Raw genomic sequence first — 24,253 nt, 5'->3', positions numbered from 1 at the left:
CCCGGTGCTAGTGGCTGCCGCAGCAGCAGTCGCAACCCGCATCGAGGCGGGTGATCTCCACGCGCCAGACATCCGGTCCCTGTTCCAGATATTCCCAGGCGAATTTTCCGGGAAGGGCAGTGTCGAGCTGGTACTGCAGCGGACGAGGTTCGTGGTCGCTGGTAATGTGGAGGCTCTGGCCCGGTGTCAGCGAGTTCAGCGTGCCGAAGATCCGTGGATGGCGCTCGACGGGTGGCAGGATCCGGACGTCGATATGCGCAATCGCGGTCTGCGTGGCTGGCGCATCTGTCATTATGGCTGTTTCCTTCTGCCGCGGGATAACTGATGACCGGACCGCGACGCATCCTGTGTCGAGGCGGAAGATAGCCGGATGCGGGTCAGGCGACTTTGACAGTGAGCAAACAGCCGGGCGATTGTTGGTTGTCCTCGACGCTGGCCACCGCCGAACTTGCTATTGTCAACTTTACACGGGTCGTTGTTGATCCAGGACAAGGAAGCCTGCCCCTTCGTCGGCCTATGAACATCATGATTGTCTCATGAAGGAAGCCGAAATGTCCGATGCCCTGGTCGCCAAATATGGCGAGGCCCGCCTGCCGCGTTACACCAGCTATCCGACCGCGCCTGCGTTTTCGCCAGCCGTCGGGCCGGAGCAATATGCGCACGGTCTCGCAGAGGTCGCAGCTGCCGGACCTGTCTCCGTCTATCTGCACGTCCCCTTCTGTCGCTCCATGTGCTGGTATTGCGGCTGCCACACGACGATCACGCGCCAGGATGCGCCCGTGCTGGAATATCTCGACGTTCTGAGCCAGGAGATCGAACTCGTATCGCAGGCAGCTCGAAACGAGGTTCCGGTCAAGAACGTTCATTTCGGTGGCGGCACGCCGACAATCATGAAGCCCGACGAATTTACAAGCCTAATGGACAAGCTCAAGAGCGCATTCCAGTTTACCAGCGACTGCAGCGTTGCGGTGGAGATCGATCCGCGGACGCTATCGGGTGCAATGATTGCCGCTCTCGGCGAGAACGGCGTCGACCGCGCAAGTCTTGGCGTCCAGAGCTTCGACCCGGTGGTCCAAAAGGCGATCAACCGGATACAGAGCTTCGAGCAGACCCAAGCCGCCGTGACGGGGCTACGAGGCTATGGTGTGACGAGCATCAATTTCGATCTCATCTACGGACTTCCGTATCAGACCATCCAATCCTGTATTGAAACGGTGAGGACGGCGGTCGAGTTGCGACCGGAGCGTTTCGCCGTTTTCGGATATGCCCATGTGCCGGCCTTCAAGAAGCATCAGCGGCTGATCGACGAAGCCGCACTGCCTGATGCAACGCAACGCAACGAGCAGGCCGAGGCGATTGCCAGGGAGCTGGAGAGCGCCGGATATGTTCGTGTCGGCCTCGACCATTTCGGGTTGCCCGACGATCAGCTCGCCGTCGCCTCTCTTTCGGGAAGCCTGCGGCGGAACTTCCAGGGCTACACGACCGATGAATGTGAAACCTTGATCGGGCTCGGCGCTTCGGCGATCGGCCGGCTGCCTGAAGGCTACGTCCAGAACCATGTCGCTCTTGGTCGCTATGCCGAGCGGATCGCTTCCGGAATTCTCGCGACGGCCAAGGGCTATGGGCTGACCGACGAGGACAAATTTCGCGCCAGGGTGATCGAACGGCTGATGTGCGACTTCAAGGTCGATCTCGCAAAGCTTGGCGCGGAGGCCGGCTACGATGCCGGCTTTCTCCTCGAGCGGAACGACCGGCTAGACAGCCTTGCGTCGGATGGTGTGGTGACGATCGAGAATGGCCGCATCACCGTCTCGAAGGAGCATCGCTTCATGGTCCGCGCCGTCGCGGCGGCCTTCGACGCCTATTTCGGCTCGTTCGGCCGGACGCACAGCAAGGCGGCATGATCGCCGGCTGACCGTCGACGCGTTTTGACAAGCGGTAGGGGGCCGATGGCAATATTCCTGCCGTTTACTCCTCACCCCCAATAGAACGAAAAACCAGGCTGGAGACAATTCCGCCTGGTTTTCGATGTGCGAAAGGGGGTGGCTCGGCTTTCGCCTCGCTATGCCGTCAAGTTCCGGTAGATCGCCGGCAGTGCGCTCGGCAATTTCGAGATGTTCGAGACGAGTGCAAAGCCGGATCTGCCGAAGATCGCCGGGAGATAGTCGCCGGCGCTGCGGTCGACCGTGACGGCGAAGACCGCTTGTCCTTTCGTCCGTGCCTCCATGACGGCCTTGCGGCTGTCTTCGAGGGCAAAGCGACCCTCGTAGTGATCGACGTCGTTGGGTTTGCCGTCCGTCAGAATAAGCAGCAGCTTCTTTCTTGCGCCGTCGCTCTCCAGCTGCCTGGATGTATGCCGGATGGCCGCTCCCATGCGCGTGTAGTAACCGGGTCTGAGGCTTGCGATGCGACTGGCGGTCCTGGCTGAGAATGTCTCTTCGAAATCCTTGATAGTCTCGACGCGAACCCAGTCGCGCCGACGCGACGTGAAAGTCTTGATGGCAAAGCGGTCGCCGCAGGATTGCAGGCCGCGGGCAAGGACGTCGAGCGCCTGCATTTCCACGTCGAGAACCCTGCGATTGTCGACCCAAGAGTCCGTCGACAGTGAGACATCGACGAGGATTGAGGTCGCAAGCTCGTGGCTGGCAGGGCGGGCGCATCCGTAGATGCGATCATCCGACTGGCCGGTGGCGATGAAGTCGATGCGGGAGCGGATGGCCGCTTCGAGATCGATCTGATCTCCGTCCAGTTGTGCCCTTCGCAGTTCCCGCTTCGGGCGCAGCGTCTCGAACTGGCGCCTGACCTTGCGCACGAGTGCGGCGTCGCTGACGATTGCCTGATCTGTCTTGTCGGAGGGTGAGCCGATCACCACGCGGCAGTGGTCGGCAAGGTATTGGCTCTTCCGGAAATCCCATTCCGGATAGGTGAATTCGCCGTCTATCGTCGCCGGGTCGGCGGCTTCCGGGGAGAGGTCCAGGTCGAAGTGAAATTTGGACTTCGGCCGTTCGCGCGTTTCGCTGAGTGCGATCTCCTCAAGTTCATCGGCCGCCGCCGGATCGTTCTCCTCGCTGTCGTCGCTTGGGCGATCGACGTTGACCATTTCCGCCATGGCGAGGATTTTCTCGAAGCGGTTCAAAATGAAGGGATCGCGCTTGCGATCGTCGGCGTCGCGTTTGCGTGTTGCCTCATGCGATGGCCGCGCCTGTTGGTCGTTACCCGCCTGATCCGACGGAAGGTCATCGCGCTCTGACGAGTTCGTCTCACTGCGGCCCCTGAAATCCGGCCAGATCGGCAAAGGCAGCATAGGCAGATAGCCGGCAGGGGCGGCGGTTACCTTTGGGCGGACGGCGTCGGGAAGGGAATGATGCAAGGGAACGGTGAGTGCCAGTTGCGCGAATTCCTCGATCCACCGTTCGGCCTGAGGAAGCGTTCCGCGCCTGCGGCAGCCAAGCAGCGCCCGGGTGAGCCGCACATAGCGTGCCGCCATTCCTGGGAATCTCTGGATGATCAGGGCGGAATTTTCCCGGCCCGTTTCGATCCGCCAGAGATCGGCGAGAGCCGGATCGGCAGGGGACAAAGCGGACGGCGCGGTCGCCACATAGGCGGCCAGCCAGAAGTAAAGATCCCGATTGAGCGAACGATCGTCGAAAAGATCGATAGCCGCCGGCAGGTGGATCGCCGTGCCGTCCCAGGTCGGGTGGTCCGATCTCTCCTCGCCGAGGCCGATGACTTGTCTGAGCCGCAGCCTGTGCATCGAGGTTTTCTGCCGGGCCCTCTGGATCTGCAGGGTGGCGTCCCCGCCGAAGGCCCTGAAGCAGACGGCGAGCTGCTGTCTGAGCTCGGCAAGGTGAACGGCCGCAGCCGGATGGTGTGGCCATGAACTGGTATCGCCGACCAACCGATGCCAGGCGCGGCCCACCGTCTCTTCGAGTTCCAGAAATTCCAGCATGTTTCACCTATCCGATCGCGGCCCTGGCGACCTCGACGAGGGCGGCCTTGACGTCCGGCTCGTCTGTCAGCGGCTCGATGATGGCCGCCCGCACGGCGTCGATCGTCGGCAGGCCGGCGTCGATAAGCGAAGCACAGTAGATCAGCAGGCGGGTTGAAACGCCTTCCTCCAGATCCTGGCCCTTGAGCGCGCGCAGGCGCCGGGCAAGTTCGACGAGCGGTGCAACCTTGCCCTCGGCAAGGCCGCTTTCCAGGGACACTGTGGCGATTTCCCGCTCGCGCGGCAGGAAATCGAATTCGATCGAGACGAAGCGCTGACGCGTACTGGGCTTCAGCGCTTTCATCAGGTTCTGGTAGCCGGGATTATAGGAGACGACGACCATGAATCCGGGACCGGCTTCCAGGACTTCGCCGGTCCGCTCCAGCGGAAGGATGCGGCGGTCGTCCGTCAACGGATGGAGAACTACCGTCACGTCCTTGCGCGCCTCGACGATTTCATCGAGGTAGCAGATACCGCCGTCCCGAACGGCCTTGGTTAACGGGCCATCCATCCAGACCGTTTCGCCGCCCTTGAGGAGGTATCGGCCGGTGAGGTCGGCAGCCGTGAGGTCGTCGTGGCAGGAGACTGTCGATAAAGGCAGGCCGAGACGGGCGGCCATGTGCTGCACGAAGCGTGTCTTGCCGCAGCCGGTCGGTCCTTTCAGCAGGATCGGGAGCTGTCGCGTCCAGGCGTGTTCGAAGAGTGCGCATTCGTTCCCCTGAGGCGCGTAGTGCGGTATCTCCACATCAGGATTGAGCGGGTGGTTGAAGGCTATTGTCATCTTTGTTCTCCAGGAAAATGGCCCGCCTCATTCGGCGGGCTGAACGACTGGGCCTGCGACGCGCGTCCGTCCGGGAACGAGCACCGACCAGATGAACATCAGGGCGCTGATGAATACGAAGATGCCGGAGCCGAGTCTCACCCAGTAGAAGAGGGCGAGCTGATCCTGGACGTCCATGTAGGACTGGCCGAGAACCCGCTGCAGGTGCACCTGGATGATGCCAGCGAATGTGAGCGCGAAGGTCATGACCGACATTGCGGTGCACATGATCCAGAAACTGGCGATCGACAGCCATTGATTATAGGGCGCGCGGCCGCGGATCTGTGGGACGGCATAGGCCATCGCTGCGAGATTGAGCATCACATAGGCGCCGAAGAAGGCCAGATGCCCATGAGCTGCGGTGACCTGCGTGCCATGGGTATAATAGTTGACCGACGACAGCGTGTGCAGGAAACCCCAGACGCCTGCCCCAAAGAAGGCCATGACCGAGCAACCGATCGACCAGAGGAGGGCGGCTTTGTTTTCGTGCTTACGGCCGGCGCGCCAGGTCATGACGAAGGTGAATACGACCATGGTGAAGAAGGGCGCCACTTCGAGCGTCGAGAAAAGCGATCCGATCCACTGCCAGTAGCCAGGGGCGCCGATCCAGTAATAATGGTGGCCGGTGCCGAGGATGCCGGAAAAAAGCGCCAGTCCGATGATGACGTAGAGCCACTTCTCCACCACTTCCCGGTCGATGCCGTTCAGCTTGATCATCAGGAAGGCGAGCACCGACGCCATGATCAGTTCCCAGACGCCCTCGACCCACAGATGGACGACATACCACCAGTACATCTTGTCGAGCGCCAGATTGACGGGGTTGTAGAAGGCGAAGAGGAAGAAGATCGCGACACCCCATAAGCCGAAGAGCAGGATGTTGGTGATTGTCGTCTTTCGTCCCTTGAGCGCGGTCATGGTGACGTTGAAGAGGAACATCAGCGCCACGATCACGATCCCGACCTTGATCGCGAAGGGCTGTTCCAGGAACTCGCGGCCCTCATGAATATGGAAGAGATAGCCGACAACGGCGACTGCCGCCGCAATCAGAAAGATCCAGAACTGCGCGATTGCGATCTTGGTGCTGTAGAGCTCGGTTTCGCATTCCTCCGGCAGCAGGAAATAGGTCGTCCCCATGAAGCCCATAAGCAGCCAGACGATCAGCGCATTGGTGTGGATCATGCGCACGATGTTGAAGGGCAGTTCGACGGATAGCGTATTGGGCAGCACGTAGATGGTGCCGGCGAGCACGCCGAACAGGAGCTGGGCCATGAACAGGCCGAGAGCTCCGTAAAAGTAGAGCATTGCGACGCTCTGGGTCTTGTACTTCATTTCTATAGCCTCTCGCTGTCAGCCGGCCTGGTTCGGGGGCCAGTTCTGAGTGTTGGTCTTGCTGACCCATTCGAGGAAATCGGCGAGGTCATTGACCTCCTGGTCCGTCAGGTTGAACTGCGGCATCTGCCGTCGACCCTCGATGCCGGAGGGTTGCGCCGCCATCCACGCGTGGAGCGCCTCGCGGGCATTCGCCGGATCCTTGTCGCCACCCCAGCGGATCCAGACATTCGACAGTTCCGGCGCGAAATAGGCGCCTTCGCCATCAAGGGTGTGGCAGTTGATGCAGGCGTTCTTTTCCCAGATGTGTTTCCCGCGGGCGACGCCTTCCGTCAGCGTGGCCTCATTGGTGGAAACCGTGCGGATGTAGTAGTGACTGTGGGCCGTCAGGCCCACGAATATGGCGAAGAAAAATGCCGACCCGCCGTAGAACACGTTTCGGGCCGCGGTTTTTGTCAGGCGTTCAGCCATCGATCATCCTTTCATGTCAGTGGCGGTGCCGCCGTGACGTCGGAAATCGAGCCAGCGGGCTCGCTGGAAGGGAATGGCGGAATTCGACCGGGAGCTCTTTGCTCATTCGCAAGCAAGCCGACGAATGTGCGGCATGCCGGAGAAGCTGCACGCCGCGGACAGTCGGCACTCACGCGGGGAGCTTTTTTGAAGAGCAGAGCGAAATGTCAGACGGACAGTTGCAAGGCGGCGCGCGTGACCGCGATCAACAGCACGAATGCCGCCCAGGACCACAAGGCCGCGATCAAGGACGTCTGAGTTCCACGAAGTCCGAGAAAATCCAGCACAACGAGCCGGACCTTGGTGACGGCAATGACAGCGATCGTCACAGCGACCAGAACCGGAGGTACGCTATCCGGCAGAGCGTGTGTCAGGATGAACGTCGAGCCTGTCAGAGCAAAGAGCAGCAGCAAAGCGCGCGAGCAGTTCGGACGACCGGAGTGCTTCATAGGAGATAGATCACCGGAAACATGACGAGCCAGACGATGTCGATCACATGCCAGAGCGTGGTGATCAGGTGGACATTTTCCCGCGTCGGAAAAATTGCCACGAGGACGAGGATCATCGATCCGAACGCCACATGCGTCAGGTGAAACCCGGTGATGAGAAGATAGAGCTGCGAGAAGGGATCGCCGGACAGAAGGGACGCGCCTTCGAATGCATATTCCAGGCCTTTGAGCCCGCCGAAAACGACCCCGCCCAGTGCCGCCGCAAGCAGCATCAAACGCCGGCGGGAGATTGCGCCCTGTTCGGCTGCCTTGGCGGCAAGCCAGCCGCTTGCGAGAAGCACGATCGTGTTGGCGATCGGCAAGGCATGATCAAGCCTTGCTTTGCCGGCTGCAAATGTTTCCGGATGCAGCACGGAGGCGACGACGAAGGCCGTGAGCAGCGCCCCGAAGGCGACCAGCTCGCTCCAGGCAAGGATCCATACCAGCAGATCGCCATTATCAGTATCGCGTGTCTCGCGGCTTGAGATCATCGAGGTCATGTTCCCAAGCCTATGACGAGGCTGAGTGCTCGTCTTTGTGAAACCGCAAACAGCTACGCGTCCCCCGCGGACAGGCCGCTCGCCAGGCGAGAACTTTCTTTGACCGATCTCAAAGAAGCGATCGTTGCGGCTAGCTATGTTGCGGTCGCAAAGGAGACCTTATGAGCGACGCGCAAATCGGACTTTCGATAGCAACACCTGTCATCGTGATCTTCGCGATCATGCTTTACCGGATGGGCGTGCTGCAACGGACAGGTGTCGTGACTGCGGTCATTGCCGCGATCGCTATCGCCGCAAGCCTTTTTCTCCAGAGGTAAGCGATGAACCGCCCGACATCGGCATTTCACGAGCTTGAAGCGCGTTACGGCGAGCTCCTGTCCTGGTGCGATCTTCTTGAGGCGATCGCTGATTTCCTGCCATGTCGCGTCAATGAGCGGCTCTGCGGCGCGGTCGCCGACGGGCTCCTTCCTCTGCTTCTGACCAGTCATCGACTGGAGGAACAGATCGGTTCCGACTGGCTGGGAGCGATCATGAGCGGCAGCGAGCGATCCGAGACGGAGAACCACCTCGAGGCTGGTCGACGGGTCAATCTGGAGTCGGGGGAGGATGTTGTGGAGGTGCTGCAGGCGTTACAAGGTCGCCGCTGCTCGCTGTCTTTCGACGCTGTCAACTACCTGCTCAGATCGTTCTTCTCTGGCTTGCGTCGGCATATCGCTGCCCAGCGTCAAATCATCAGACGGATAGACGCGGCATCCAGGGTCGAGCTCGACGTGGCGTGATTGAGGCATACCTGTGGTCTATTCGGCTCCTGCCGGAAGGTCGCCTTCGAGATGGACGAGGTTGAAGTCGTCGATCAGGACCTGAAGGTCCACGCTCCAGCCCGCAGTATCTGAAAGCGGCAGGTTTCTCACGGCCCATGTGCCATCGGCAGCATTTGTCAGTCCGTATTTGAGAGGCTCGATCCCTCGCAAGCTGTTCCTTAGGCCCAGAGATACGCTTCGTGGCTGCATCGGATCGAATTCCGGTGTCAGGATCGAAACGCGGACATCGACCATACCGTCAGGCTGCGGCGACATTTCGAGTTCCGCCATTGCCTTCTGCCCATGGAGATGGAGTGACACGGGCGGTTTGGCATACGCGTATTGATATTGTTCAGGACCGGCGAAACGCCATAGCGAGGCGGCAGCGACGATCAAAAGCGCAAGCCCGATCTCGCCGCCAATGCTCAAGCGCAGTCTGCGCCGGGCGACAGCCTCTCCCGCCAGCGCCGGAGCAGTCAGCCAGAAACGATTGTAGAGGGCGACCCCGCAGAGGACCGCAACGAGGGCTATCTTGACGGCCAGCACGCGCGCAAACAGCGACGACCATGCGATGTCGATGCGGGGTATTTCCATCACGGCAAGCACAAGTCCCGCCAGCAACATAAGGACGAAGGGGACCGGTATCAGGCGAGAGAAGAAGCGCAGCGAATGCTGATCGTCAGCAGATCGGCTGAGACGCAGCAGTGGCAGCAGGCTTCCGATCCAGAAAATCAAGATAGCGGCATGCAGGAGGATTGACGCCAGTGCGATGAAGCGCGGTTGCGCAATCGAACTGTGGCCGGTCAGCGCGAAGGCGAGTGAGGCAACGGCAAGTGCGGTAGCCGAGACTATGCGTGCGGACTGCGGACGACGGACAAACGGCAAAAGAGCAAGCACAATTGCCACCAGCTTGAGGCATTGGGCGATCCCCGTTCTGTCGGAAAAAGCCTGGGCAAACGGCTCTAATCCGGCCCAGCCAGGGCCTAGGCCAATGTCGTCCAGTCCCTGAAGATAAAGCCCCGCCAGGATAAACACGATTGCTACCGCAGCGAGGGCGGGAGATTCCGCGCGCCTGCCTGCCGGAGAAAGCCAGCAATTAAAAAAGGAGCCGCCGACAATGATGGCGAGACCGAGTGTCGAACCGATGGTGACGAGCCAGAGGGCGCCATGCAACGCCTTCGACGGTCTATCGGAAACACTGCTGGCGGGGGCCGAGGGTTTGCCGACATGAAAGACGACGGATCCGCCGACCGGATGGCCGTCCTCAGAGACCACCCTGTAGCTGAAGATCACTGTGCCTTCTGCAAGCGGGCGGGGAAGGGGCGCTTCGACTTCGGCGCCCGTAGAGCTCGCTGAAATCTCTCTGGCAACGCCATCGCCTGCGGCCACGCTGAAGCGAACGACCCTGACGGCTTCGTTGAAGCGCAACAGGATTTTTTCCGGCGCGGCGGCAAGAATATCATTATTCGCGGGCGATGATGCGATCAGGACAGCATGGGCGTCTGCCCCGGCTGCCAGCAGAAGAAACAGCCCCGCGACACGCGCGAGCATGCAAAGGGTGGCCCATAGGGGAAAATTCCACGCCATGGGCGACCCATCTCAGGAACGCGGCTGAACGACGACGTCGAAAAACGGCGCCGGCGTCTCATAATCATCCGACGTCTTGCCTGCAGCGGGAATGTCAATCCAGCGCTCGACCGCGCCTTCGGTGCATTCCTGGACGACAGGGACGTAAATCCGTGTCGCTGCCGGCAGTTCCTTCGCCACGGTGGCGCGGAACGCGAATTCATCATATTCGTCGTCGGCAAGCTGGCCGCCCTGCCATACGATCTCGGTCAGGCCTTCCTTGACCGGCTTGCCGTAGAGATCATAGCTCTTTTCGTAGGTTCCGCGGATTTTTGCCACCGTCCAGCCCGCCTTCGGCATCGGTTTGGCAGACAGCAATCCTTCGGGGATTTTTACCCGGATCCTGACGGTTGCCTTGCCTTCGCAGCCGTGGCCCACGCGCAGCACGGCCTTGTAGGCCTTGCCGGATACCGCTTCGGTCTGCTCGAGAGTGATATGGGCCTGCGCCGATCCGGCAATGCAAAACATGCCCGCCACGGTGAGGGCCAAGTGTCTGATCATCACATGTCTCCTGGTCCGCAGGTGGGGCGCATCGCGCGCCACCTGTGATCGCCTGCGTTATTGGGTGACCTGCGCGATCTGTGCGAGATCGGCGTCAAGGCGCTTACGCACCATGTTCGGAAGCTTGGCAGTCTTGATGACTTCGAGGTTGGTGGGGTTGTCGCCAACCTGGATCAGCGCCACCATGCCCATGCCTGCATGCGGTGTGCACTTGATGACATAGGCGCCGGGCACGTCGAATTTGGCCTGGTACTGCTCGCTCGCCTTGGATTTGAACTCCGCAGCCCCATCCGGAATAAGGCCCTTGTAGGTCTCGGCATTGTGGCTCTTGTCGGTGGGCACGAAGGTAACCGTGTCGCCGGGAGCGATCTTGACGAATCCCGGCTCGAAGACCATCGCGCCGTCAGCGCCCTTGTTGAGCATCTGGATCTGATGGTCGGCGGCCATGAGCGGCGCTGCCGATGCCATCAGAACCGCTGTGGCAGCGATCAGTCCAAAATTCAGACGCATTGCATTTCTCCTATCGTTCGGGGCCGACCTTGGCCTCGGCTAGGGTTTAGGACATGCAGGCGGCTCACTCTTTGATGCCCGTCAAATTGGCTGTGCCAATTCAGCGACCGGCGGCTCTCCCCGGTGTGTTTTCGACGACAGGTAACAGAACGTTTGAGCGGCCGCAGATCATCGCTGACGACGGCATCAATCTCCTGACCGTTGGGCATCCTCCCAACTGCTGGAAGGCTGACTTCAGGGCCAACGCGAGTGGAGCCGTCGGGGGTCCCGGTGGGCGAGCAGGTTGCTGGGTTTTTGAGAGAGTTTACGCGCGTCCGCCTCACCGGGCGTCGATGAGCTCGCGTATCTTCAGGGCAAGGTCACGCGCAGTGTACGGCTTTCGAAGCCATTGCGCTCCGGTGATGACCTCGTTTGCCGCCAGTGCTGGCTCGGAATATCCCGAGGTGAAGAGTACAGCGAGGTGTGGCCGTTCCACACGGGCAGCCCTTGCCAGCTCGTCGCCGGTCATGCCTCCGGGCATAACGATGTCGGTGAACAAAAGCGCGACGTCGGGCTGGTCCTTGAGCAATTGAAGGGCGCGGCGGCCGTTATCCGCCTCGATCACCGAATATCCCATCCCGGCCAATCTGGCGACCGCAACCCTGCGGACGCGTGAATCATCCTCGACTACGAGAATGCGTTCATCGCCACCCGGCAGTGCCGCTTCGGCCTTGCCGCCAGCCGTCGCTTCATCCCTTGCGCCGGCGCTCGAAAGCGCGGGCAGGTAGATACGGATCGTCGAGCCGCGACCGACCTCGCTGTAGATTTGCAGGTGGCCGCCCGATTGCTTGACGAAGCCGTAGACCATGCTGAGGCCCAGTCCGGTTCCCGATCCGACTTCCTTGGTGGTGAAGAAGGGCTCGATCGCACGCTTCTTGACCTCTTCGGTCATGCCGTCCCCGGTATCGCTCATGGAGACGAGGACGAAATTGCCGCTGCGAACTTCCGGATACATTTTCGCGTAGTCCGCATCGAGCTGCACACGCGAAACCTCGGTGGTCAGAGTGCCGCCTTTCGGCATGGCGTCGCGCGCGTTCAGAGCGATGTTGAGGATCGCGTTCTGCAACTGGGAACTGTCGACCAGCACGTTGAAATCGGATCCCGAAAGGACCGTTGACAATTTGATGTTTTCACCGAGCGTCCTTCGCAACAGGTCGGAAAAGCCGGTGACGAGTCGGCCGAGATCGGCCTGCTTCGGGTTCAACGGTTGACGTCTTCCGAAGGCCAGCAATTGTCCGGTGAGCTTTGCGCCGTCGGCCGCGGCATCCTGCGCTTCCTGCAGCATGTCGCGCAGCGGGCCTGACGGGAGCTTGTCCTCGATCATTTCCAGATTGCCGCTGATGACGGTGAGGAGATTGTTGAAGTCGTGCGCCAGCCCGCCGGTCAACTGACCCACGGCTTCCATCTTTTGGGCCTGGCGAAGGTCCTCCTCGATCTTGAACCTGCTGGTCAGATCGCGAACGAAGCCGGTGAAGATCCGTTCGCCATTTGCCGTTGCCTCGCCGACGTGAAGTTCCATCGGGAACTGGGTGCCGTCAGCGCGCTGGCCCGTTACGACGCGACCGTAACCGATGATCCGCTTCTCGCCCGTCTGCATGTAATGGTCGATATATCCGTCATGGGCTGCGCGATAGGGTTCGGGCATCAGCTTTTTGACGTTCTGGCCGCAGATTTCTTCAGAGCTGAAGCCGAAGAGCATCTCAGCCGCTTTGCTGAACGACATGACATTGCCGTTCTGGTCGATGACAACCATCGCATCGGGTACTGTCTCGAGGATTGATGACAGGTGTGCCTCGCGCGCCAGCACAGCCTCTTCCGCCTTGCGCAGGGCACTGATATCGCTGTTTGCCTCGATGACGACGGGATCGCCGTCTGGAAGATTGACGAGAACGCAGCGTGTCGTCACGTACATGTCGCGACCGTTCTTGTGACGATGAACGACCTCGCCTTGCCAGAAGCCCCGCGTCGTCAGATGCGCGCGTATGGTGTCCATAGGCTCGGGAAAGCGCGCATCGAGCAAAGTATAGACGGATTCGCCCACGGCCTCTTCACGAGACCAGCCATACATGTTCTCGCTGCCGATCGACCAATGGGTGATCGTGCCTTCGAGCCGGTGCACGATGATGTCGGCCCCGTCGAGCACATGTACGAGCGCGTCCAGTTCCTGGGGCGATGCGATGCGCGGCGAGATCAGACGGTGAGGCATAGACATTCGTTCCGGAGTCAGTGGACGCTACCCCTATGGCAGGTTCTGTCCGAAAAATCATCCACGTTGCCCGACAACTGGGCGAGGCGGGCCAGATTGACGATGCGCAGATTGTGCCGGCCGTCCGGAATGACGATCTTCCTCTGGGCGAGCTTGCTGATCGAGCGCGAAACGGTTTCGATGGTCAGGCCGAGATAATCGGCGATGTCCTGCCGGCTCATCGGCACCTCGAGCAGCCCCTGATGGAGCGTTTCGCCATCACGGGTCGCAAGCTTCATGAGAAAGGTGCACAGGCGTTCCTCGGCATTTTTCCTGGACAGGAGCACGAGCTGGTCGTGGGCCGACGCGGTCTCCCTGCAGAGCAGGCTGATATAGGCCGGCCGCAGAAGCTCGGAACGCTCGATCTCTTCCTGGAACTGTTTGCGCGAGAGGCGGCGAATCTTGCAATCCGTCACGGCTTCGGCGGTAAACAGGAAATCGCCCTGCAGGAAAGAGCCGACGACATCGCCGGCGAAGTGAAAGGCGGTGATGACCCGGCGCCCGTCGCCGATGATGCGATGAAGCCGAACGACGCCTTCGGTGATCTGGAACAGATGCCGTGCGGCATCACCCTCCCAGCAGATCGCCTTTCCCGCCTCGACCGTTTCGATCGCCGACATCTGGAAAAGCGACGACAACGAATTGCCCTGAACCGCCTTTACGCCAAGATCGACGTTCTCGAATGCCTGCTGGCCCTGCATCAACATCCCAATGATCCCCGTGCCCTGATTGAATGTGAGGCCAATAGAAAGGCGTTCGGTCACAGCGGAATGAGCAGACGGTGCCAAAGGGTAAGACCCTGTAACAGTCTGTAACAACGGGCAAAGCTACGCCTTCGTTGACCTGGATCAAGGAACAGACGGGGTCTCCATGACAGTCGTTCCTCAAAGTACGAGAAAGGCGACCGCGCTGTGGTCGTCTGCGCACTGGGGACGTCATCATGAACTATACTACGGAAACCATGGTGGTCGCCGTGGGAGCATTCCTGGCATTGCTTGGCGCTGCTTTCGCCCACGACCATCTATTTTCAATCCACATGGGGATATTGAGCTTCTGCCTTTTTGCGGGAACGCTACTTCTCGTCAGAAACGTGGATTTCTCGCCGGCAGGGCGGCTGCCGAAAGCGGACCCAACGGGTTATTTCGACGAGGTCATCCGCTATGGCTTGATCGCCACCGTGTTCTGGGGCGTCGTCGGTTTCCTCGTTGGCGTCGTCATTGCGGCGCAATTGGCGTTCCCCGATCTCAATTTCGCTCCCTATCTGAATTTCGGCAGGCTCCGGCCCGTCCACACCTCGGCGGTGATCTTCGCCTTCGGCGGCAATGCGCTGATCATGACGTCCTTCTACGTCGTCCAGCGCACCTGTCATGCGCGCCTCTTTGGCGGCAGCCTCGCCTGGTTCGTCTTCTGGGGCTATCAGCTCTTCATCGTCATGGCGGCGACAGGCTATGTCCTCGGCATCAATCAGGCGCGCGAATATGCCGAGCCTGAATGGTATGTCGACCTGTGGCTGACGATCGTCTGGGTCGCCTATCTCGCCGTCTTCCTCGGCACCATACTGAAGCGCAAGGAGCCGCATATCTATGTGGCGAACTGGTTTTATCTCGGTTTCATCGTGACGATCGCGATGCTGCACGTCGTCAACAATCTTGCCGTGCCGGTTTCCTTCCTCGGCTCGAAGAGCTACTCGCTGTTTTCGGGGGTTCAGGACGCCCTGACGCAATGGTGGTACGGCCACAACGCCGTCGGTTTCTTCCTGACGGCCGGTTTCCTCGGGATGATGTATTATTTCGTGCCCAAGCAGGCGAACCGCCCCGTCTATTCCTACCGGCTGTCGATCATCCACTTCTGGGCGCTGATCTTCATGTATATCTGGGCCGGGCCGCATCACCTGCACTACACCGCGCTCCCGGACTGGGCGCAGACGCTGGGCATGGTCTTCTCGGTCATGCTCTGGATGCCCTCCTGGGGCGGCATGATCAATGGTCTGATGACGCTGTCGGGCGCCTGGGACAAGATCCGTACCGATCCTATTATCCGCATGATGATCGTCGCCATCGCCTTTTACGGCATGTCGACCTTCGAAGGCCCGATGATGTCGATCAAAACGGTGAACTCGCTAAGCCACTACACCGAGTGGACCATCGGTCACGTGCATTCGGGTGCGCTCGGCTGGGTCGGCATGATCACCTTCGGCGCGATCTATTACATGACGCCGAAGCTCTGGGGCCGCGAACGCCTCTACAGCCTGCGCATGGTCAACTGGCACTTCTGGCTCGCAACGCTCGGCATCGTCGTCTATGCGGCGGTCCTGTGGGTCGCCGGGATCCAGCAGGGCCTGATGTGGCGCGAATATAATTCCCAGGGCTTCCTCGTCTACTCCTTCGCCGAGACCGTGGCGGCGATGTTCCCATACTACGTATTGCGCACGCTTGGCGGTGGTCTCTACCTCGCCGGCGGTCTCGTGATGGCCTGGAACGTCTTCATGACAATTCGGGGCCATCAGCGCGACGAAGCCGAAAATCCTACTGCCTATGTGCCGCAGGCACAGGCTGCCGAGTGAGGTGACACATGGCATCAATTCTGGACAAACATCAGATCCTCGAGAAAAACGCGACCCTCCTTCTGGTCGGCTCGCTGCTCGTCGTCAGCATTGGCGGTATCGTCGAAATCGCCCCGCTGTTCTACCTGCAGAACACGATCGAGAAGGTGGAGGGGATGCGTCCCTATACGCCGCTCGAACTGGCTGGCCGCAACATCTATATCCGTGAGGGCTGCTATCTTTGCCATAGCCAGATGATCAGGCCGTTCCGCGACGAGGTGGAGCGCTACGGCCATTACTCGTTGGCAGCCGAATCCATGTACGATCACCCCTTTCAATGGGGCTCGAAACGCACGGGCCCGGATCTCGCGCGCGTGGGTGGCCGCTATTCCAACGAGTGGCATGTCCAGCACTTGTCAAACCCGAGGGCCGTCGTGCCGGAATCGATCATGCCGAGCTATGCCTTCCTCAAGGAGCACGAGATCACCGTCAAGGACGTCGGCATGGACCTGAAAGCGAATGTTGATGTCGGCGTACCCTATAGCGACGACATGATCGCCAATGCGGAGGCGGACATGAAGATGCAGGCCGACCCGAACGCCGATACGACGGCGCTTCTCGCGCGATATCCCAAGGCCAAGGTCGGCGACTTCGACGGCGATCCCAAGAAGCTCACCGAGATGGATGCCCTTGTGGCCTACCTGCAGATGCTCGGCACGCTCGTCGACTTCTCGACCTATGACGACGCCACCGGCTACCGATGAGGTGAAACATGGAAACCTACACCGCAATGCGGCACTTCGCCGACAGCTGGGGCCTGCTGGCAATGACGGTCTTCTTTATCGGAGCGGTGATTTTCACGCTCCGTCCCGGCGGCAAACAGGCCGCCAAGGATGCCGCCAATATTCCTTTGAAGGACGATTGAGATGTCGGAAAAACATATCGATGAAATCAGCGGCGTCGAAACCACTGGCCATGAATGGGACGGGATCCGTGAATTGAACAATCCAATGCCACGGTGGTGGGTCTGGACCTTCTATGCGACGATCCTGTGGGCAATAGGCTATGCGATCGCCTATCCGGCCATTCCCATGATCACATCAGCCACCAAAGGCTATTTCGGCTTTTCGAGCCGCGCCGAACTGCAGCAAGAACTTGATCTGGCCAAGGCCTCGCAGACGAAGTTTCACGACATGATCGCCGCCAAGACCGTCCAGGAAATCGATGCCGACCCGGCGCTTCGCGAATTCGCGATCGCCGGCGGCGCCTCCGCCTTCAAGGTGAATTGCGCGCCGTGCCACGGTTCCGGTGCGAGCGGTGGACCCGGTTTCCCGAACCTCAACGACGACGATTGGCTCTGGGGTGGTGACCTTGATTCCATCCAGACGACGATCGCCCATGGCATCCGCTTCGACGGCGACACGGACACGCATGTCTCCGAAATGCCTGCTTTCGCAGACATGATCGACAAGGATCAGATCCGCCAGGTCGCAGCCTATGTATGGAGCCTGACGAACAAGCCATCCGACGAAGGGCTTGTGGAACCCGGCAAGCAGGTATTCCTGGACAATTGTGCGGCCTGTCACGGCGAGGATGCCAGGGGCAAGGCGGAGATGGGCGCACCGGATCTTGCCGATGCCATCTGGCTGAAGGGCAGGGGTGAGGACGCCATCATCAGACAGGTAGCAGCTCCAAAACATGGCGTCATGCCGGCCTGGTCCGCGCGCCTTGGAGACACGACCGTCAAGGAGCTCACCGTCTTCGTCCACTCGCTCGGCGGCGGCCAATAAGGAACCTGCACGATGACGAACCATGACCATAATGCGCTCCTTGAACTCTATGGCACCCCGCGTGCGGTGATCCGCTCGCGTGTGTCGATGCGGGCAAGGTCCGCACCACCGTCCTGCGAACAGGAAGATCCCGCAAAGATCGGCAGTTCGATCGTAAGTTTGATCTGCCTCAAAGATCACAACCCGACCAGCCGCTAAATCTGCAAACGAGGACGTCCCAGCGGCTTCTCCCCGTTGTCCTCCAGGCCGTGCCCTCTCTCCCGGGCGCGGCCCTTTTTCTTTGACCAAGCGCAAGGAGCGATCGGACGCAACCGCCTATGCCTGTCGATTGCCGGGCTCTTTCAGGGCCGCATCCTGCCTGCGCAGCGTATGTGCCGTGCAAACCACGTTCTTGATATGAATCAAGGATGGTCAGCTGGAAACGGAGGAGAAGGGCAGTCACAAATCGGAACAGGCCCATGAACCTCTACACAGCACCCGATCCCAAATTAGTGGAACGCGTCAATGCGGAGCCGGTCAACGCCCGGCGCAACCGTCAGCCGCTTTATGCGGCTCGTAAGAAGGTCTTTCCCAAGAGGGTTCAAGGACATTTTCGCCGGTTCAAGTGGATCGTGATGCTGATCACGCTCGCGATCTACTATCTTGCGCCCTGGATCCGCTGGGATCGCGGACCTTATGCGTCCGACCAGGCTATCCTGATCGACCTGTCGTCGCGCCGCTTTTTTTTCTTCTTCATCGAGATCTGGCCGCAGGAGTTCTACTATGTCGCCGGGTTGCTGGTCATGGCTGGGTTCGGCCTGTTTCTGGTCACCTCGGCAGTCGGTCGCGCCTGGTGCGGTTATGCCTGTCCGCAGACGGTCTGGGTCGACCTCTTTCTTGCCGTCGAGCGCGCCATCGAAGGCGACCGCAATGCCAGAATGAAACTGGACGCCGGGCCGTGGACGTTCGACAAGCTTCGCAAGCGCCTGCTCAAGCATGCGACTTGGCTTGTCATCGGCGTTCTCACCGGCGGCGCGTGGGTATTCTATTTCGCCGACGCGCCGACGCTCGTCAAAGGGCTCTTCACCGGGCAGGCTCCGGCCGTCGCCTACGCCACGGTCGCCATTCTGACGTCGACCACCTACGTCTTTGGCGGGCTCCTGCGCGAACAGGTCTGCACCTACATGTGCCCCTGGCCGCGCATACAGGGCGCCATGCTCGATGAGAACTCGCTGGTCGTGACCTATAACGACTGGCGGGGTGAGCAGCGCTCGCGCCATGCCAAGAAGACGCAGGCGGAAGGACAGGCCGTCGGTGACTGCGTCGACTGCAATGCCTGCGTTGCGGTCTGTCCGATGGGCATAGACATCCGCGATGGCCAGCAGATGGAGTGCATCACCTGCGCGCTCTGCATCGATGCTTGCGACAATGTCATGGACAAGATCGGCAAACCGCGCGGCCTGATAGCCTATGCGACGCTCAGCGAATATGCGAGCAACATGAACATCGCCACCGACGCAGGCAGGACGCCGGTCCAGCCGGCGCGCGTCAGAAATCCGGATGGTTCCTTTGTCGACGGCATTCGCCACTTCAACTGGCGTATCATCTTCCGACCGCGCGTCGTCTTTTACGCGGGCGTCTGGACCTGCATCGGCATTGCCATGCTCGTGCACCTGTCGATGCGCGAACGGCTGGAGCTCAATGTCGTCCATGACCGCAATCCGCAATACGTGCTGGAAAGCGACGGATCGATCCGCAACGGATATACGCTGCGCGTCCTCAACATGGTCCCCAAACCGCGAACGATCGAGCTGACCCTGTCGGGCATCGATGGCGCGACGATGCGGATTCCTGAACTCGGCAAGGAGGAAGGACGTCGGTTCACGATCGACGCCGCGCCCGATGCAGCGACGACACTCAAGGTATTCGTCACCCGCAAGCCGACGGGCGAGGCGATCAACGAATTCCTCTTTTCGATCGAAGATGCCGGTCACGCCGACCGCGCGACCTATCGCGCCGCATTCAACGCCCCAGGAGATGTCAGATGAGCACCCGCACGCAAGGATTCACCGGCAGGCATATGTTGCTGACGACCTGTGCTTTCTTCGGCGTAATCATCGCCGTCAACTTTACGATGGCCTGGTACGCCTCATCGAGCTGGAGCGGGCTCGTGGTCGAAAACACCTATGTCGCCAGCCAGGAATTCAATGAGAAGGCCGCCGCCATGAAGGCGATGGCTGCCTCCGGGATCGCGGGCAGGCTTTCGCTGAAGAGCGGCGAAATCCATTATGACATCAGCAACAGGGACGGCTCGCCGGCTGTTGTCGACGACGTCGTGGCCAACTTCAAGCGGCCGGTCGGCGATCATGAAGATTTTCGCGTTGCGTTGATCAAACTTTCGGAAGGGCGGTTCGAGGCGGATCACGTAATCGCCGAAGGCGACTGGATCGTCGAGGTCACCTCGCGCCGCAGCGGCGAGATCGTCATGCACGAGGCCGTGCGCATCGACACTGCGGAGTTCGGCCAATGACCTGCTGCACCATGAATGCGGACGGCGTCCTGGCGATGAGCACGACCGCCTTCAGCGCCGAAGAGATCGGACTTGTAAGCCATGCGCTCGGCGGAGGCCTTCGTCAGCTCGATCTCAGCGTGCCTGACGTCCATTGCGGCGCCTGCATATCGACCATCGAGCGGGCTCTGTCGGGCCTGCCCTATGTGCGCAAGGCCAGGGTGAACCTCACCTCCAGGCGTGTGAGCTGCGTCTATGCCGAGGAGATGGACAACAAACCGGTCGATCCGGCCGGCATCACTGCCGCGATCAGCGCGACCGGATACAGGGTCCATCTCTTCACGCCGCTTGCGCCGGAAAGCGACAAGACACGGAACCAGCTTCTCCTTGCGGTCGGGGTTGCGGGTTTTGCCGCGACAAACATCATGCTTCTCTCCGTATCTGTCTGGTCGGGCGCGGATGCCGCGACGCGTGACATGTTCCATTGGATCTCGGCGATGATCGCAGCGCCTGCGCTCGTCTATTCCGGCCGGTTCTTCTTTCAATCGGCCTGGAACGCGTTGAAGCGCGGGCGCACGAACATGGATGTGCCTATCTCACTCGCCGTGACGCTCTCCTATGCGGTTTCGCTCTGGGAGACGATGCATCATGGCGAGCATGCCTGGTTCGATGCGACCGTATCACTGCTGTTCTTCCTTCTGATCGGCCGGACCCTCGACCACGTCATGCGCGAGAAGGCGCGCGCAGCGATCAACGGGCTGGCGCGGCTTGCTCCGCGCGGGGCGTTGGTGCTGGCGGCCGATGGGTCGAGACGCTACGTGGCGGTTGAGGAGATCGCAGTCGGCGACGAGTTTGCCGTGGCGGCCGGCGACCGCATCCCGGTCGACGGTATCGTCGCCAGCGGCGAGAGCGATCTCGACCTGTCGATCGTGACGGGTGAGAGCAGCCCGGTAGCCGTAAAACCGGGAACGGATGTCCATTCCGGGGCCATGAACCTCACAGGCTCGCTCATCGTGCGCACAACGAAGCTGGCACGCAACTCGCTGCTTGCCGAGATCATCGGCCTGATGGAGGCTGCGGAAGGCGGACGGGCGCGTTACCGGCGGATCGCCGACAGGGCCGCAGCACTTTATTCGCCCGCCGTGCACCTGCTTGCGCTGGTGTCATTTCTGGGCTGGGGCATCATCGGCGGGGACTGGAAGCAGGCGATGCTCGTCGGCGTTGCCGTGCTCATCATTACCTGCCCATGCGCCCTCGGACTGGCCGTCCCGGTCGTGCAGGTCGTCGCAGCCGGCGAACTCTTTCGCAGGGGCGTCATGGTCAAGGACGGTTCGGCGCTCGAGCGGCTCGCCGAGGTCGACGCCGTCGCCTTCGACAAGACGGGCACGCTGACGCTCGGGCAACCGAGGCTCATGCGGACCGAGGCCGACAATGTTAAGAACATTGCGATCGCCACGGGACTTGCTCTGCATTCCAGGCATCCGCTCTCGCAGTCGCTCGCCCGCCAGGCGGTCATGGCGGAGCAATTCGATCGCGTGACAGAGGTCGCAGGCGGCGGTCTCGAAGCCTCGCGCGGCGATATCGTCTACAGGCTCGGAAACGCATCCTTCGCCTGCGGCGAGGCCGAGATCGCGACATCAGACAGTCCGCTGTCCGAAGTCGTGCTTTCGGCAAACGGGGTGGTGCTGGCGCGCTTCTTCTTCGATGACACGCTTCGTCCGGGCGCGGCCGAGGCGGTCGCCGATCTGGAATCGGCCGGTTTCCAGACGCTGATTTTTTCCGGGGACCGCCAATCCGTCGTCGAAAGCACGGCGCGCAGCCTCGGCGTCGATCGCGCCCTTGGCGCATTGACCCCGAAGCAGAAGGTGGAAGCCTGCGAGGCCCTGCGAGAGGCGGGACGGCGCGTCCTGATGGTCGGCGACGGCATTAATGACGCGCCTGCGCTCGCCGCAGCCCATGTTTCGATGGCGCCGTCCAGCGCTTCCGACATAGGACGCCAGGCGGCCGACCTCGTCTTCTTCAACGAGAGACTCGATGCAGTGCCCGATGCGATCCGGATCGCCCGACGCTCGGCCGCGCTCATCCGGCAGAATTTCGCACTCGCGATCGGCTATAACGTCCTGGCCGTACCGATCGCGATCGCCGGCCTCGCGACGCCACTGATTGCTGCCGTGGCGATGTCAACCTCTTCGATCATCGTCGTCACCAATGCCCTGCGTCTCAACGCTTTTACGGCACGAAGCGCTTCTTCGCCTGCTTTGCAGAGGCCGATCCACGATCAGGAGGTCGAAGCCGCATGAACATGCTCATCTATCTGATTCCGATTGCACTTTTCATGGGTGGTCTTGGATTGGCGGCGTTCCTCTGGTCCCTGAAGAGCGGTCAGTATGACGATCTGGAGGGCGCTTCCTGGCGAGTGATTGCCGATGATGATTCCGATCCGACCGCCACGTGATCGCATCAGCCGGAAAAGGACCGATGCTTTCTAACAACGAACGGCTTCTACGGTCAGACCTATTTCATGGGCTGAACGAGGATACCGCGAGACGACTTGCCGCCCTCGCTCGCCGGCGCACCTATATGCCGGGCGAAGAGATTCTCTCGGAAGGTGAGCCCGGGATCCACGTCGTCTATGTCGCAAGCGGCGTGGTCAGGCTGACACGAACCGAATCGAGCGGACGTGATGCGGATATCCGCGTCTGCGAACCAGGCGACTTCATCGCCGAATATGTCATTGCGCTCGGTGGTAACTATGCGCACGGCGCATATGCCGGCGCCCTGAGCGATCTCGTGCTGTTCGAAGCTGCGGCGCTGCGGGCATTGGCCGACAAATGCCCGCAGCTCCAGCGCAACTTGCTGAAGATATCGGCTCGCCATCTTCTTGAAGCTTTCGATGGCATTGCCGGCGACCGTTTGCATACGGCGATCCAACGTGTGGCGAATTTCCTGTTGCGGCAGTGCCCGGAAGCGGCTCTTCAGGCGACATTCCATCTTCCGTACAAGAAGCAGATTCTGGCTGGAAAACTCGGGCTTGGGCCAGAGGCCCTTTCCAGGGCATTTGCCGCTCTCGCACGATGCGGGGTCGACGTGAAGGGTCGAACGGTCCGCATCGAAAACGTCGTTCTGCTGCGTCAGGTCTGTTAGCGACAATCGAGCCAGTTGTCCGCAGTCGTGGCGTTGGAGGTTGTGGCGACAAATCCTACCAGGCGGTCATCACCAGGTTTCTTTGGGAACTATCGCATGCGGCGCTGAGAGCGGTGGCGCTGGCCGAATTCCTGCGCTATCTGATTGGCAAGTCGAAACAAGCTCAACGAGGACAATGGAACCGGACAGGATTCTGGTGGTCGATGATGACGCGCGGATCAGGCAGATGCTGATGCGTTACTTCGAAGACAACGGATTTAAGGTGAACGCGGTCGCAAACGGTGCGGCGATGCGTTCCGAACTTGCCAAGAGCTCTTTCGCGGCAATTTTTCTCGATCTAGTGCTCCCGAACGGCGAGAATGGTCTCGAACTGCTCCGGGAGCTTCGAAGCACATCCGATGTGCCGGTACTCATGCTGACCGGTCAGGACGATGTCACGGACAAGGTCGTCGGCCTTGAAGTCGGCGCCGATGATTACATCGCCAAGCCCTTTCATCTGAGAGAACTGCTGGCTCGTCTGAGGACAATCCTGCGACGCCGCACCTCCTCGGATGCGACCCGTGCTGCCAAGGGAGAAGACGAAACGCTCGCCTTCGAAGGCTGGTCCCTCGATGTGTCGCGCAGGCGGCTGACCTCACCCCAGGGCGACGACGTTGCCTTGACGACGGGCGAGTTCGATATGCTTCTTGTTTTCGTGCGCAATCCCGGCCGGGTTCTTTCGCGCGAAACGCTCATGGATCTGACGAGAAACCGCAATTTCGAAGCCTTTGATCGCGCAATCGACGCCCAGATCGTCCGCTTGCGCAAGAAGATCGAGGATGATCCGAAGAGCCCGGATCTCATTCAGTCTGTCCGCGGCGTCGGTTATGTCTTCACCGGTCGACCGGGACGAACATCGAGATAATTGATCCTCGTCAATGTCCGGTCCGCTGC

26 protein-coding genes are annotated in these 24,253 nt (G+C 60.6%); 14 read left to right on the top strand and 12 right to left on the bottom strand.

Annotated elements, in window-relative coordinates; genetic code table 11:
* Positions 1-7: 7 nt before the first annotated feature.
* Positions 8-292, bottom strand: a complete 285-nt coding sequence (locus tag LVY75_07700; protein ID XAZ20012.1) for a DUF2249 domain-containing protein — start codon at positions 290-292, stop codon at positions 8-10.
* A 259-nt stretch (positions 293-551) separates the two neighbouring features.
* Here LVY75_07700 and hemN point away from each other — a divergent pair, with 259 nt between their 5' ends.
* Positions 552-1,904 (top strand): oxygen-independent coproporphyrinogen III oxidase, encoded by a 1,353-nt coding sequence (gene hemN / locus LVY75_07695; GenBank protein ID XAZ20011.1) that lies wholly within the window; start codon positions 552-554, stop codon positions 1,902-1,904.
* Between the two features lie 158 nt (positions 1,905-2,062).
* On the opposite strand, the gene LVY75_07690 is transcribed toward hemN, so the two are convergent.
* The 6 genes from LVY75_07690 to LVY75_07665 form a co-directional block, all read right to left on the bottom strand.
* Positions 2,063-3,949 carry a VWA domain-containing protein gene (locus LVY75_07690; protein XAZ20010.1) on the bottom strand — a complete coding sequence of 629 codons (1,887 nt, stop codon included), beginning with the start codon at positions 3,947-3,949 and terminating at the stop codon, positions 2,063-2,065.
* A 7-nt stretch (positions 3,950-3,956) separates the two neighbouring features.
* Positions 3,957-4,769: a CbbQ/NirQ/NorQ/GpvN family protein gene (locus tag LVY75_07685; protein ID XAZ20009.1), complete on the bottom strand. Its 813-nt coding sequence runs from the start codon at positions 4,767-4,769 to the stop codon at positions 3,957-3,959.
* A 27-nt stretch (positions 4,770-4,796) separates the two neighbouring features.
* Positions 4,797-6,137: a cbb3-type cytochrome c oxidase subunit I gene (locus tag LVY75_07680; protein ID XAZ20008.1), complete on the bottom strand. Its 1,341-nt coding sequence runs from the start codon at positions 6,135-6,137 to the stop codon at positions 4,797-4,799.
* A gap of 18 nt (positions 6,138-6,155) precedes the next feature.
* Complete coding sequence (locus LVY75_07675; protein ID XAZ20007.1) at positions 6,156-6,608, bottom strand: cytochrome c; 453 nt, start codon at positions 6,606-6,608, stop codon at positions 6,156-6,158.
* Positions 6,609-6,814: 206 nt separating this feature from the next.
* Positions 6,815-7,096 carry a cytochrome C oxidase subunit IV family protein gene (locus LVY75_07670; GenBank protein XAZ20006.1) on the bottom strand — a complete coding sequence of 94 codons (282 nt, stop codon included), beginning with the start codon at positions 7,094-7,096 and terminating at the stop codon, positions 6,815-6,817.
* Positions 7,093-7,635 (bottom strand): cytochrome c oxidase subunit 3, encoded by a 543-nt coding sequence (locus LVY75_07665; protein XAZ20005.1) that lies wholly within the window; start codon positions 7,633-7,635, stop codon positions 7,093-7,095. The genes LVY75_07670 and LVY75_07665 overlap by 4 nt, the downstream gene beginning before the upstream one ends.
* Before the next feature lie 161 nt (positions 7,636-7,796).
* Between LVY75_07665 and LVY75_07660 the strand changes: the two genes are divergently transcribed.
* Together LVY75_07660 and LVY75_07655 are read left to right on the top strand one after the other, a co-directional pair.
* Entirely contained in the window at positions 7,797-7,952 is a 156-nt protein-coding gene (locus LVY75_07660; GenBank protein ID XAZ20004.1) for a hypothetical protein, read from the top strand.
* Positions 7,953-7,955: 3 nt separating this feature from the next.
* The gene (locus LVY75_07655; protein ID XAZ20003.1) at positions 7,956-8,414 is read left to right on the top strand and encodes a hypothetical protein; all 459 of its coding nucleotides are present in this window, start codon (positions 7,956-7,958) and stop codon (positions 8,412-8,414) included.
* 18 nt (positions 8,415-8,432) lie between these two features.
* On the opposite strand, the gene LVY75_07650 is transcribed toward LVY75_07655, so the two are convergent.
* The 5 genes from LVY75_07650 to LVY75_07630 form a co-directional block, all read right to left on the bottom strand.
* Positions 8,433-10,022, bottom strand: coding sequence for a copper resistance protein CopC/CopD (locus LVY75_07650; GenBank protein ID XAZ20002.1), 1,590 nt, complete (start codon positions 10,020-10,022; stop codon positions 8,433-8,435).
* A 12-nt stretch (positions 10,023-10,034) separates the two neighbouring features.
* Complete coding sequence (locus tag LVY75_07645; GenBank protein ID XAZ20001.1) at positions 10,035-10,562, bottom strand: DUF1775 domain-containing protein; 528 nt, start codon at positions 10,560-10,562, stop codon at positions 10,035-10,037.
* 57 nt (positions 10,563-10,619) lie between these two features.
* Complete coding sequence (locus tag LVY75_07640; GenBank protein ID XAZ20000.1) at positions 10,620-11,072, bottom strand: pseudoazurin; 453 nt, start codon at positions 11,070-11,072, stop codon at positions 10,620-10,622.
* 319 nt (positions 11,073-11,391) lie between these two features.
* Positions 11,392-13,317, bottom strand: coding sequence for a PAS domain S-box protein (locus LVY75_07635; protein ID XAZ19999.1), 1,926 nt, complete (start codon positions 13,315-13,317; stop codon positions 11,392-11,394).
* A gap of 17 nt (positions 13,318-13,334) precedes the next feature.
* Positions 13,335-14,063 carry a helix-turn-helix domain-containing protein gene (locus LVY75_07630; protein ID XAZ19998.1) on the bottom strand — a complete coding sequence of 243 codons (729 nt, stop codon included), beginning with the start codon at positions 14,061-14,063 and terminating at the stop codon, positions 13,335-13,337.
* Positions 14,064-14,296: 233 nt separating this feature from the next.
* On the opposite strand from LVY75_07630, the gene ccoN reads away from it, so the two are divergent.
* From ccoN to LVY75_07575, 11 genes are all read left to right on the top strand, one after another.
* Positions 14,297-15,919, top strand: a complete 1,623-nt coding sequence (ccoN, locus tag LVY75_07625) for a cytochrome-c oxidase, cbb3-type subunit I (GenBank protein XAZ19997.1) — start codon at positions 14,297-14,299, stop codon at positions 15,917-15,919.
* Between the two features lie 8 nt (positions 15,920-15,927).
* Positions 15,928-16,662 carry a cytochrome-c oxidase, cbb3-type subunit II gene (ccoO, locus tag LVY75_07620; GenBank protein XAZ19996.1) on the top strand — a complete coding sequence of 245 codons (735 nt, stop codon included), beginning with the start codon at positions 15,928-15,930 and terminating at the stop codon, positions 16,660-16,662.
* An 8-nt stretch (positions 16,663-16,670) separates the two neighbouring features.
* Positions 16,671-16,823: a cbb3-type cytochrome c oxidase subunit 3 gene (locus LVY75_07615; protein ID XAZ19995.1), complete on the top strand. Its 153-nt coding sequence runs from the start codon at positions 16,671-16,673 to the stop codon at positions 16,821-16,823.
* Position 16,824: 1 nt separating this feature from the next.
* Entirely contained in the window at positions 16,825-17,688 is an 864-nt protein-coding gene (ccoP, locus tag LVY75_07610; protein ID XAZ19994.1) for a cytochrome-c oxidase, cbb3-type subunit III, read from the top strand.
* Positions 17,689-17,700: 12 nt separating this feature from the next.
* On the top strand, positions 17,701-17,886 hold the full coding sequence (locus LVY75_07605; GenBank protein XAZ19993.1) for a hypothetical protein: 186 nt from the start codon (positions 17,701-17,703) through the stop codon (positions 17,884-17,886).
* A 260-nt stretch (positions 17,887-18,146) separates the two neighbouring features.
* Positions 18,147-19,715, top strand: coding sequence for a cytochrome c oxidase accessory protein CcoG (gene ccoG, locus LVY75_07600; protein ID XAZ19992.1), 1,569 nt, complete (start codon positions 18,147-18,149; stop codon positions 19,713-19,715).
* A complete protein-coding gene (locus LVY75_07595) occupies positions 19,712-20,197 on the top strand; it encodes a FixH family protein (GenBank protein XAZ19991.1) in 486 nt (161 codons plus the stop codon). Before ccoG ends, LVY75_07595 begins: the two co-directional genes overlap by 4 nt.
* Positions 20,194-22,476, top strand: a complete 2,283-nt coding sequence (gene cadA / locus LVY75_07590; GenBank protein ID XAZ19990.1) for a cadmium-translocating P-type ATPase — start codon at positions 20,194-20,196, stop codon at positions 22,474-22,476. Before LVY75_07595 ends, cadA begins: the two co-directional genes overlap by 4 nt.
* Positions 22,473-22,631, top strand: coding sequence for a cbb3-type cytochrome oxidase assembly protein CcoS (gene ccoS, locus LVY75_07585; GenBank protein XAZ19989.1), 159 nt, complete (start codon positions 22,473-22,475; stop codon positions 22,629-22,631). The genes cadA and ccoS overlap by 4 nt, the downstream gene beginning before the upstream one ends.
* Before the next feature lie 23 nt (positions 22,632-22,654).
* On the top strand, positions 22,655-23,320 hold the full coding sequence (locus tag LVY75_07580) for a Crp/Fnr family transcriptional regulator (protein XAZ19988.1): 666 nt from the start codon (positions 22,655-22,657) through the stop codon (positions 23,318-23,320).
* A gap of 175 nt (positions 23,321-23,495) precedes the next feature.
* Complete coding sequence (locus LVY75_07575; protein ID XAZ19987.1) at positions 23,496-24,224, top strand: response regulator; 729 nt, start codon at positions 23,496-23,498, stop codon at positions 24,222-24,224.
* The last annotated feature ends 29 nt before the right edge of the window (positions 24,225-24,253 follow it).

The sequence above is a fragment of the Sinorhizobium sp. B11 genome (assembly GCA_039725955.1).
Taxonomy (GTDB): Bacteria; Pseudomonadota; Alphaproteobacteria; order Rhizobiales; family Rhizobiaceae; genus Rhizobium.
The sequence above is the reverse complement of the archived record's forward strand: the minus strand, read 5'-3'. Positions and strand labels throughout refer to the sequence as shown.

What these genes read in the sequence shown, in the direction of transcription:
- LVY75_07700 (XAZ20012.1), bottom strand. Translation starts at nt 292, where the DNA reads ATGACAGATGCGCCAGCCACGCAGACCGCGATTGCGCATATCGACGTC.
- hemN (XAZ20011.1), top strand. Translation starts at nt 552, where the DNA reads ATGTCCGATGCCCTGGTCGCCAAATATGGCGAGGCCCGCCTGCCGCGT.
- LVY75_07690 (XAZ20010.1), bottom strand. Translation starts at nt 3,949, where the DNA reads ATGCTGGAATTTCTGGAACTCGAAGAGACGGTGGGCCGCGCCTGGCAT.
- LVY75_07685 (XAZ20009.1), bottom strand. Translation starts at nt 4,769, where the DNA reads ATGACAATAGCCTTCAACCACCCGCTCAATCCTGATGTGGAGATACCG.
- LVY75_07680 (XAZ20008.1), bottom strand. Translation starts at nt 6,137, where the DNA reads ATGAAGTACAAGACCCAGAGCGTCGCAATGCTCTACTTTTACGGAGCT.
- LVY75_07675 (XAZ20007.1), bottom strand. Translation starts at nt 6,608, where the DNA reads ATGGCTGAACGCCTGACAAAAACCGCGGCCCGAAACGTGTTCTACGGC.
- LVY75_07670 (XAZ20006.1), bottom strand. Translation starts at nt 7,096, where the DNA reads ATGAAGCACTCCGGTCGTCCGAACTGCTCGCGCGCTTTGCTGCTGCTC.
- LVY75_07665 (XAZ20005.1), bottom strand. Translation starts at nt 7,635, where the DNA reads ATGACCTCGATGATCTCAAGCCGCGAGACACGCGATACTGATAATGGC.
- LVY75_07660 (XAZ20004.1), top strand. Translation starts at nt 7,797, where the DNA reads ATGAGCGACGCGCAAATCGGACTTTCGATAGCAACACCTGTCATCGTG.
- LVY75_07655 (XAZ20003.1), top strand. Translation starts at nt 7,956, where the DNA reads ATGAACCGCCCGACATCGGCATTTCACGAGCTTGAAGCGCGTTACGGC.
- LVY75_07650 (XAZ20002.1), bottom strand. Translation starts at nt 10,022, where the DNA reads ATGGCGTGGAATTTTCCCCTATGGGCCACCCTTTGCATGCTCGCGCGT.
- LVY75_07645 (XAZ20001.1), bottom strand. Translation starts at nt 10,562, where the DNA reads ATGATCAGACACTTGGCCCTCACCGTGGCGGGCATGTTTTGCATTGCC.
- LVY75_07640 (XAZ20000.1), bottom strand. Translation starts at nt 11,072, where the DNA reads ATGCGTCTGAATTTTGGACTGATCGCTGCCACAGCGGTTCTGATGGCA.
- LVY75_07635 (XAZ19999.1), bottom strand. Translation starts at nt 13,317, where the DNA reads ATGCCTCACCGTCTGATCTCGCCGCGCATCGCATCGCCCCAGGAACTG.
- LVY75_07630 (XAZ19998.1), bottom strand. Translation starts at nt 14,063, where the DNA reads ATGTTGATGCAGGGCCAGCAGGCATTCGAGAACGTCGATCTTGGCGTA.
- ccoN (XAZ19997.1), top strand. Translation starts at nt 14,297, where the DNA reads ATGAACTATACTACGGAAACCATGGTGGTCGCCGTGGGAGCATTCCTG.
- ccoO (XAZ19996.1), top strand. Translation starts at nt 15,928, where the DNA reads ATGGCATCAATTCTGGACAAACATCAGATCCTCGAGAAAAACGCGACC.
- LVY75_07615 (XAZ19995.1), top strand. Translation starts at nt 16,671, where the DNA reads ATGGAAACCTACACCGCAATGCGGCACTTCGCCGACAGCTGGGGCCTG.
- ccoP (XAZ19994.1), top strand. Translation starts at nt 16,825, where the DNA reads ATGTCGGAAAAACATATCGATGAAATCAGCGGCGTCGAAACCACTGGC.
- LVY75_07605 (XAZ19993.1), top strand. Translation starts at nt 17,701, where the DNA reads ATGACGAACCATGACCATAATGCGCTCCTTGAACTCTATGGCACCCCG.
- ccoG (XAZ19992.1), top strand. Translation starts at nt 18,147, where the DNA reads ATGAACCTCTACACAGCACCCGATCCCAAATTAGTGGAACGCGTCAAT.
- LVY75_07595 (XAZ19991.1), top strand. Translation starts at nt 19,712, where the DNA reads ATGAGCACCCGCACGCAAGGATTCACCGGCAGGCATATGTTGCTGACG.
- cadA (XAZ19990.1), top strand. Translation starts at nt 20,194, where the DNA reads ATGACCTGCTGCACCATGAATGCGGACGGCGTCCTGGCGATGAGCACG.
- ccoS (XAZ19989.1), top strand. Translation starts at nt 22,473, where the DNA reads ATGAACATGCTCATCTATCTGATTCCGATTGCACTTTTCATGGGTGGT.
- LVY75_07580 (XAZ19988.1), top strand. Translation starts at nt 22,655, where the DNA reads ATGCTTTCTAACAACGAACGGCTTCTACGGTCAGACCTATTTCATGGG.
- LVY75_07575 (XAZ19987.1), top strand. Translation starts at nt 23,496, where the DNA reads ATGGAACCGGACAGGATTCTGGTGGTCGATGATGACGCGCGGATCAGG.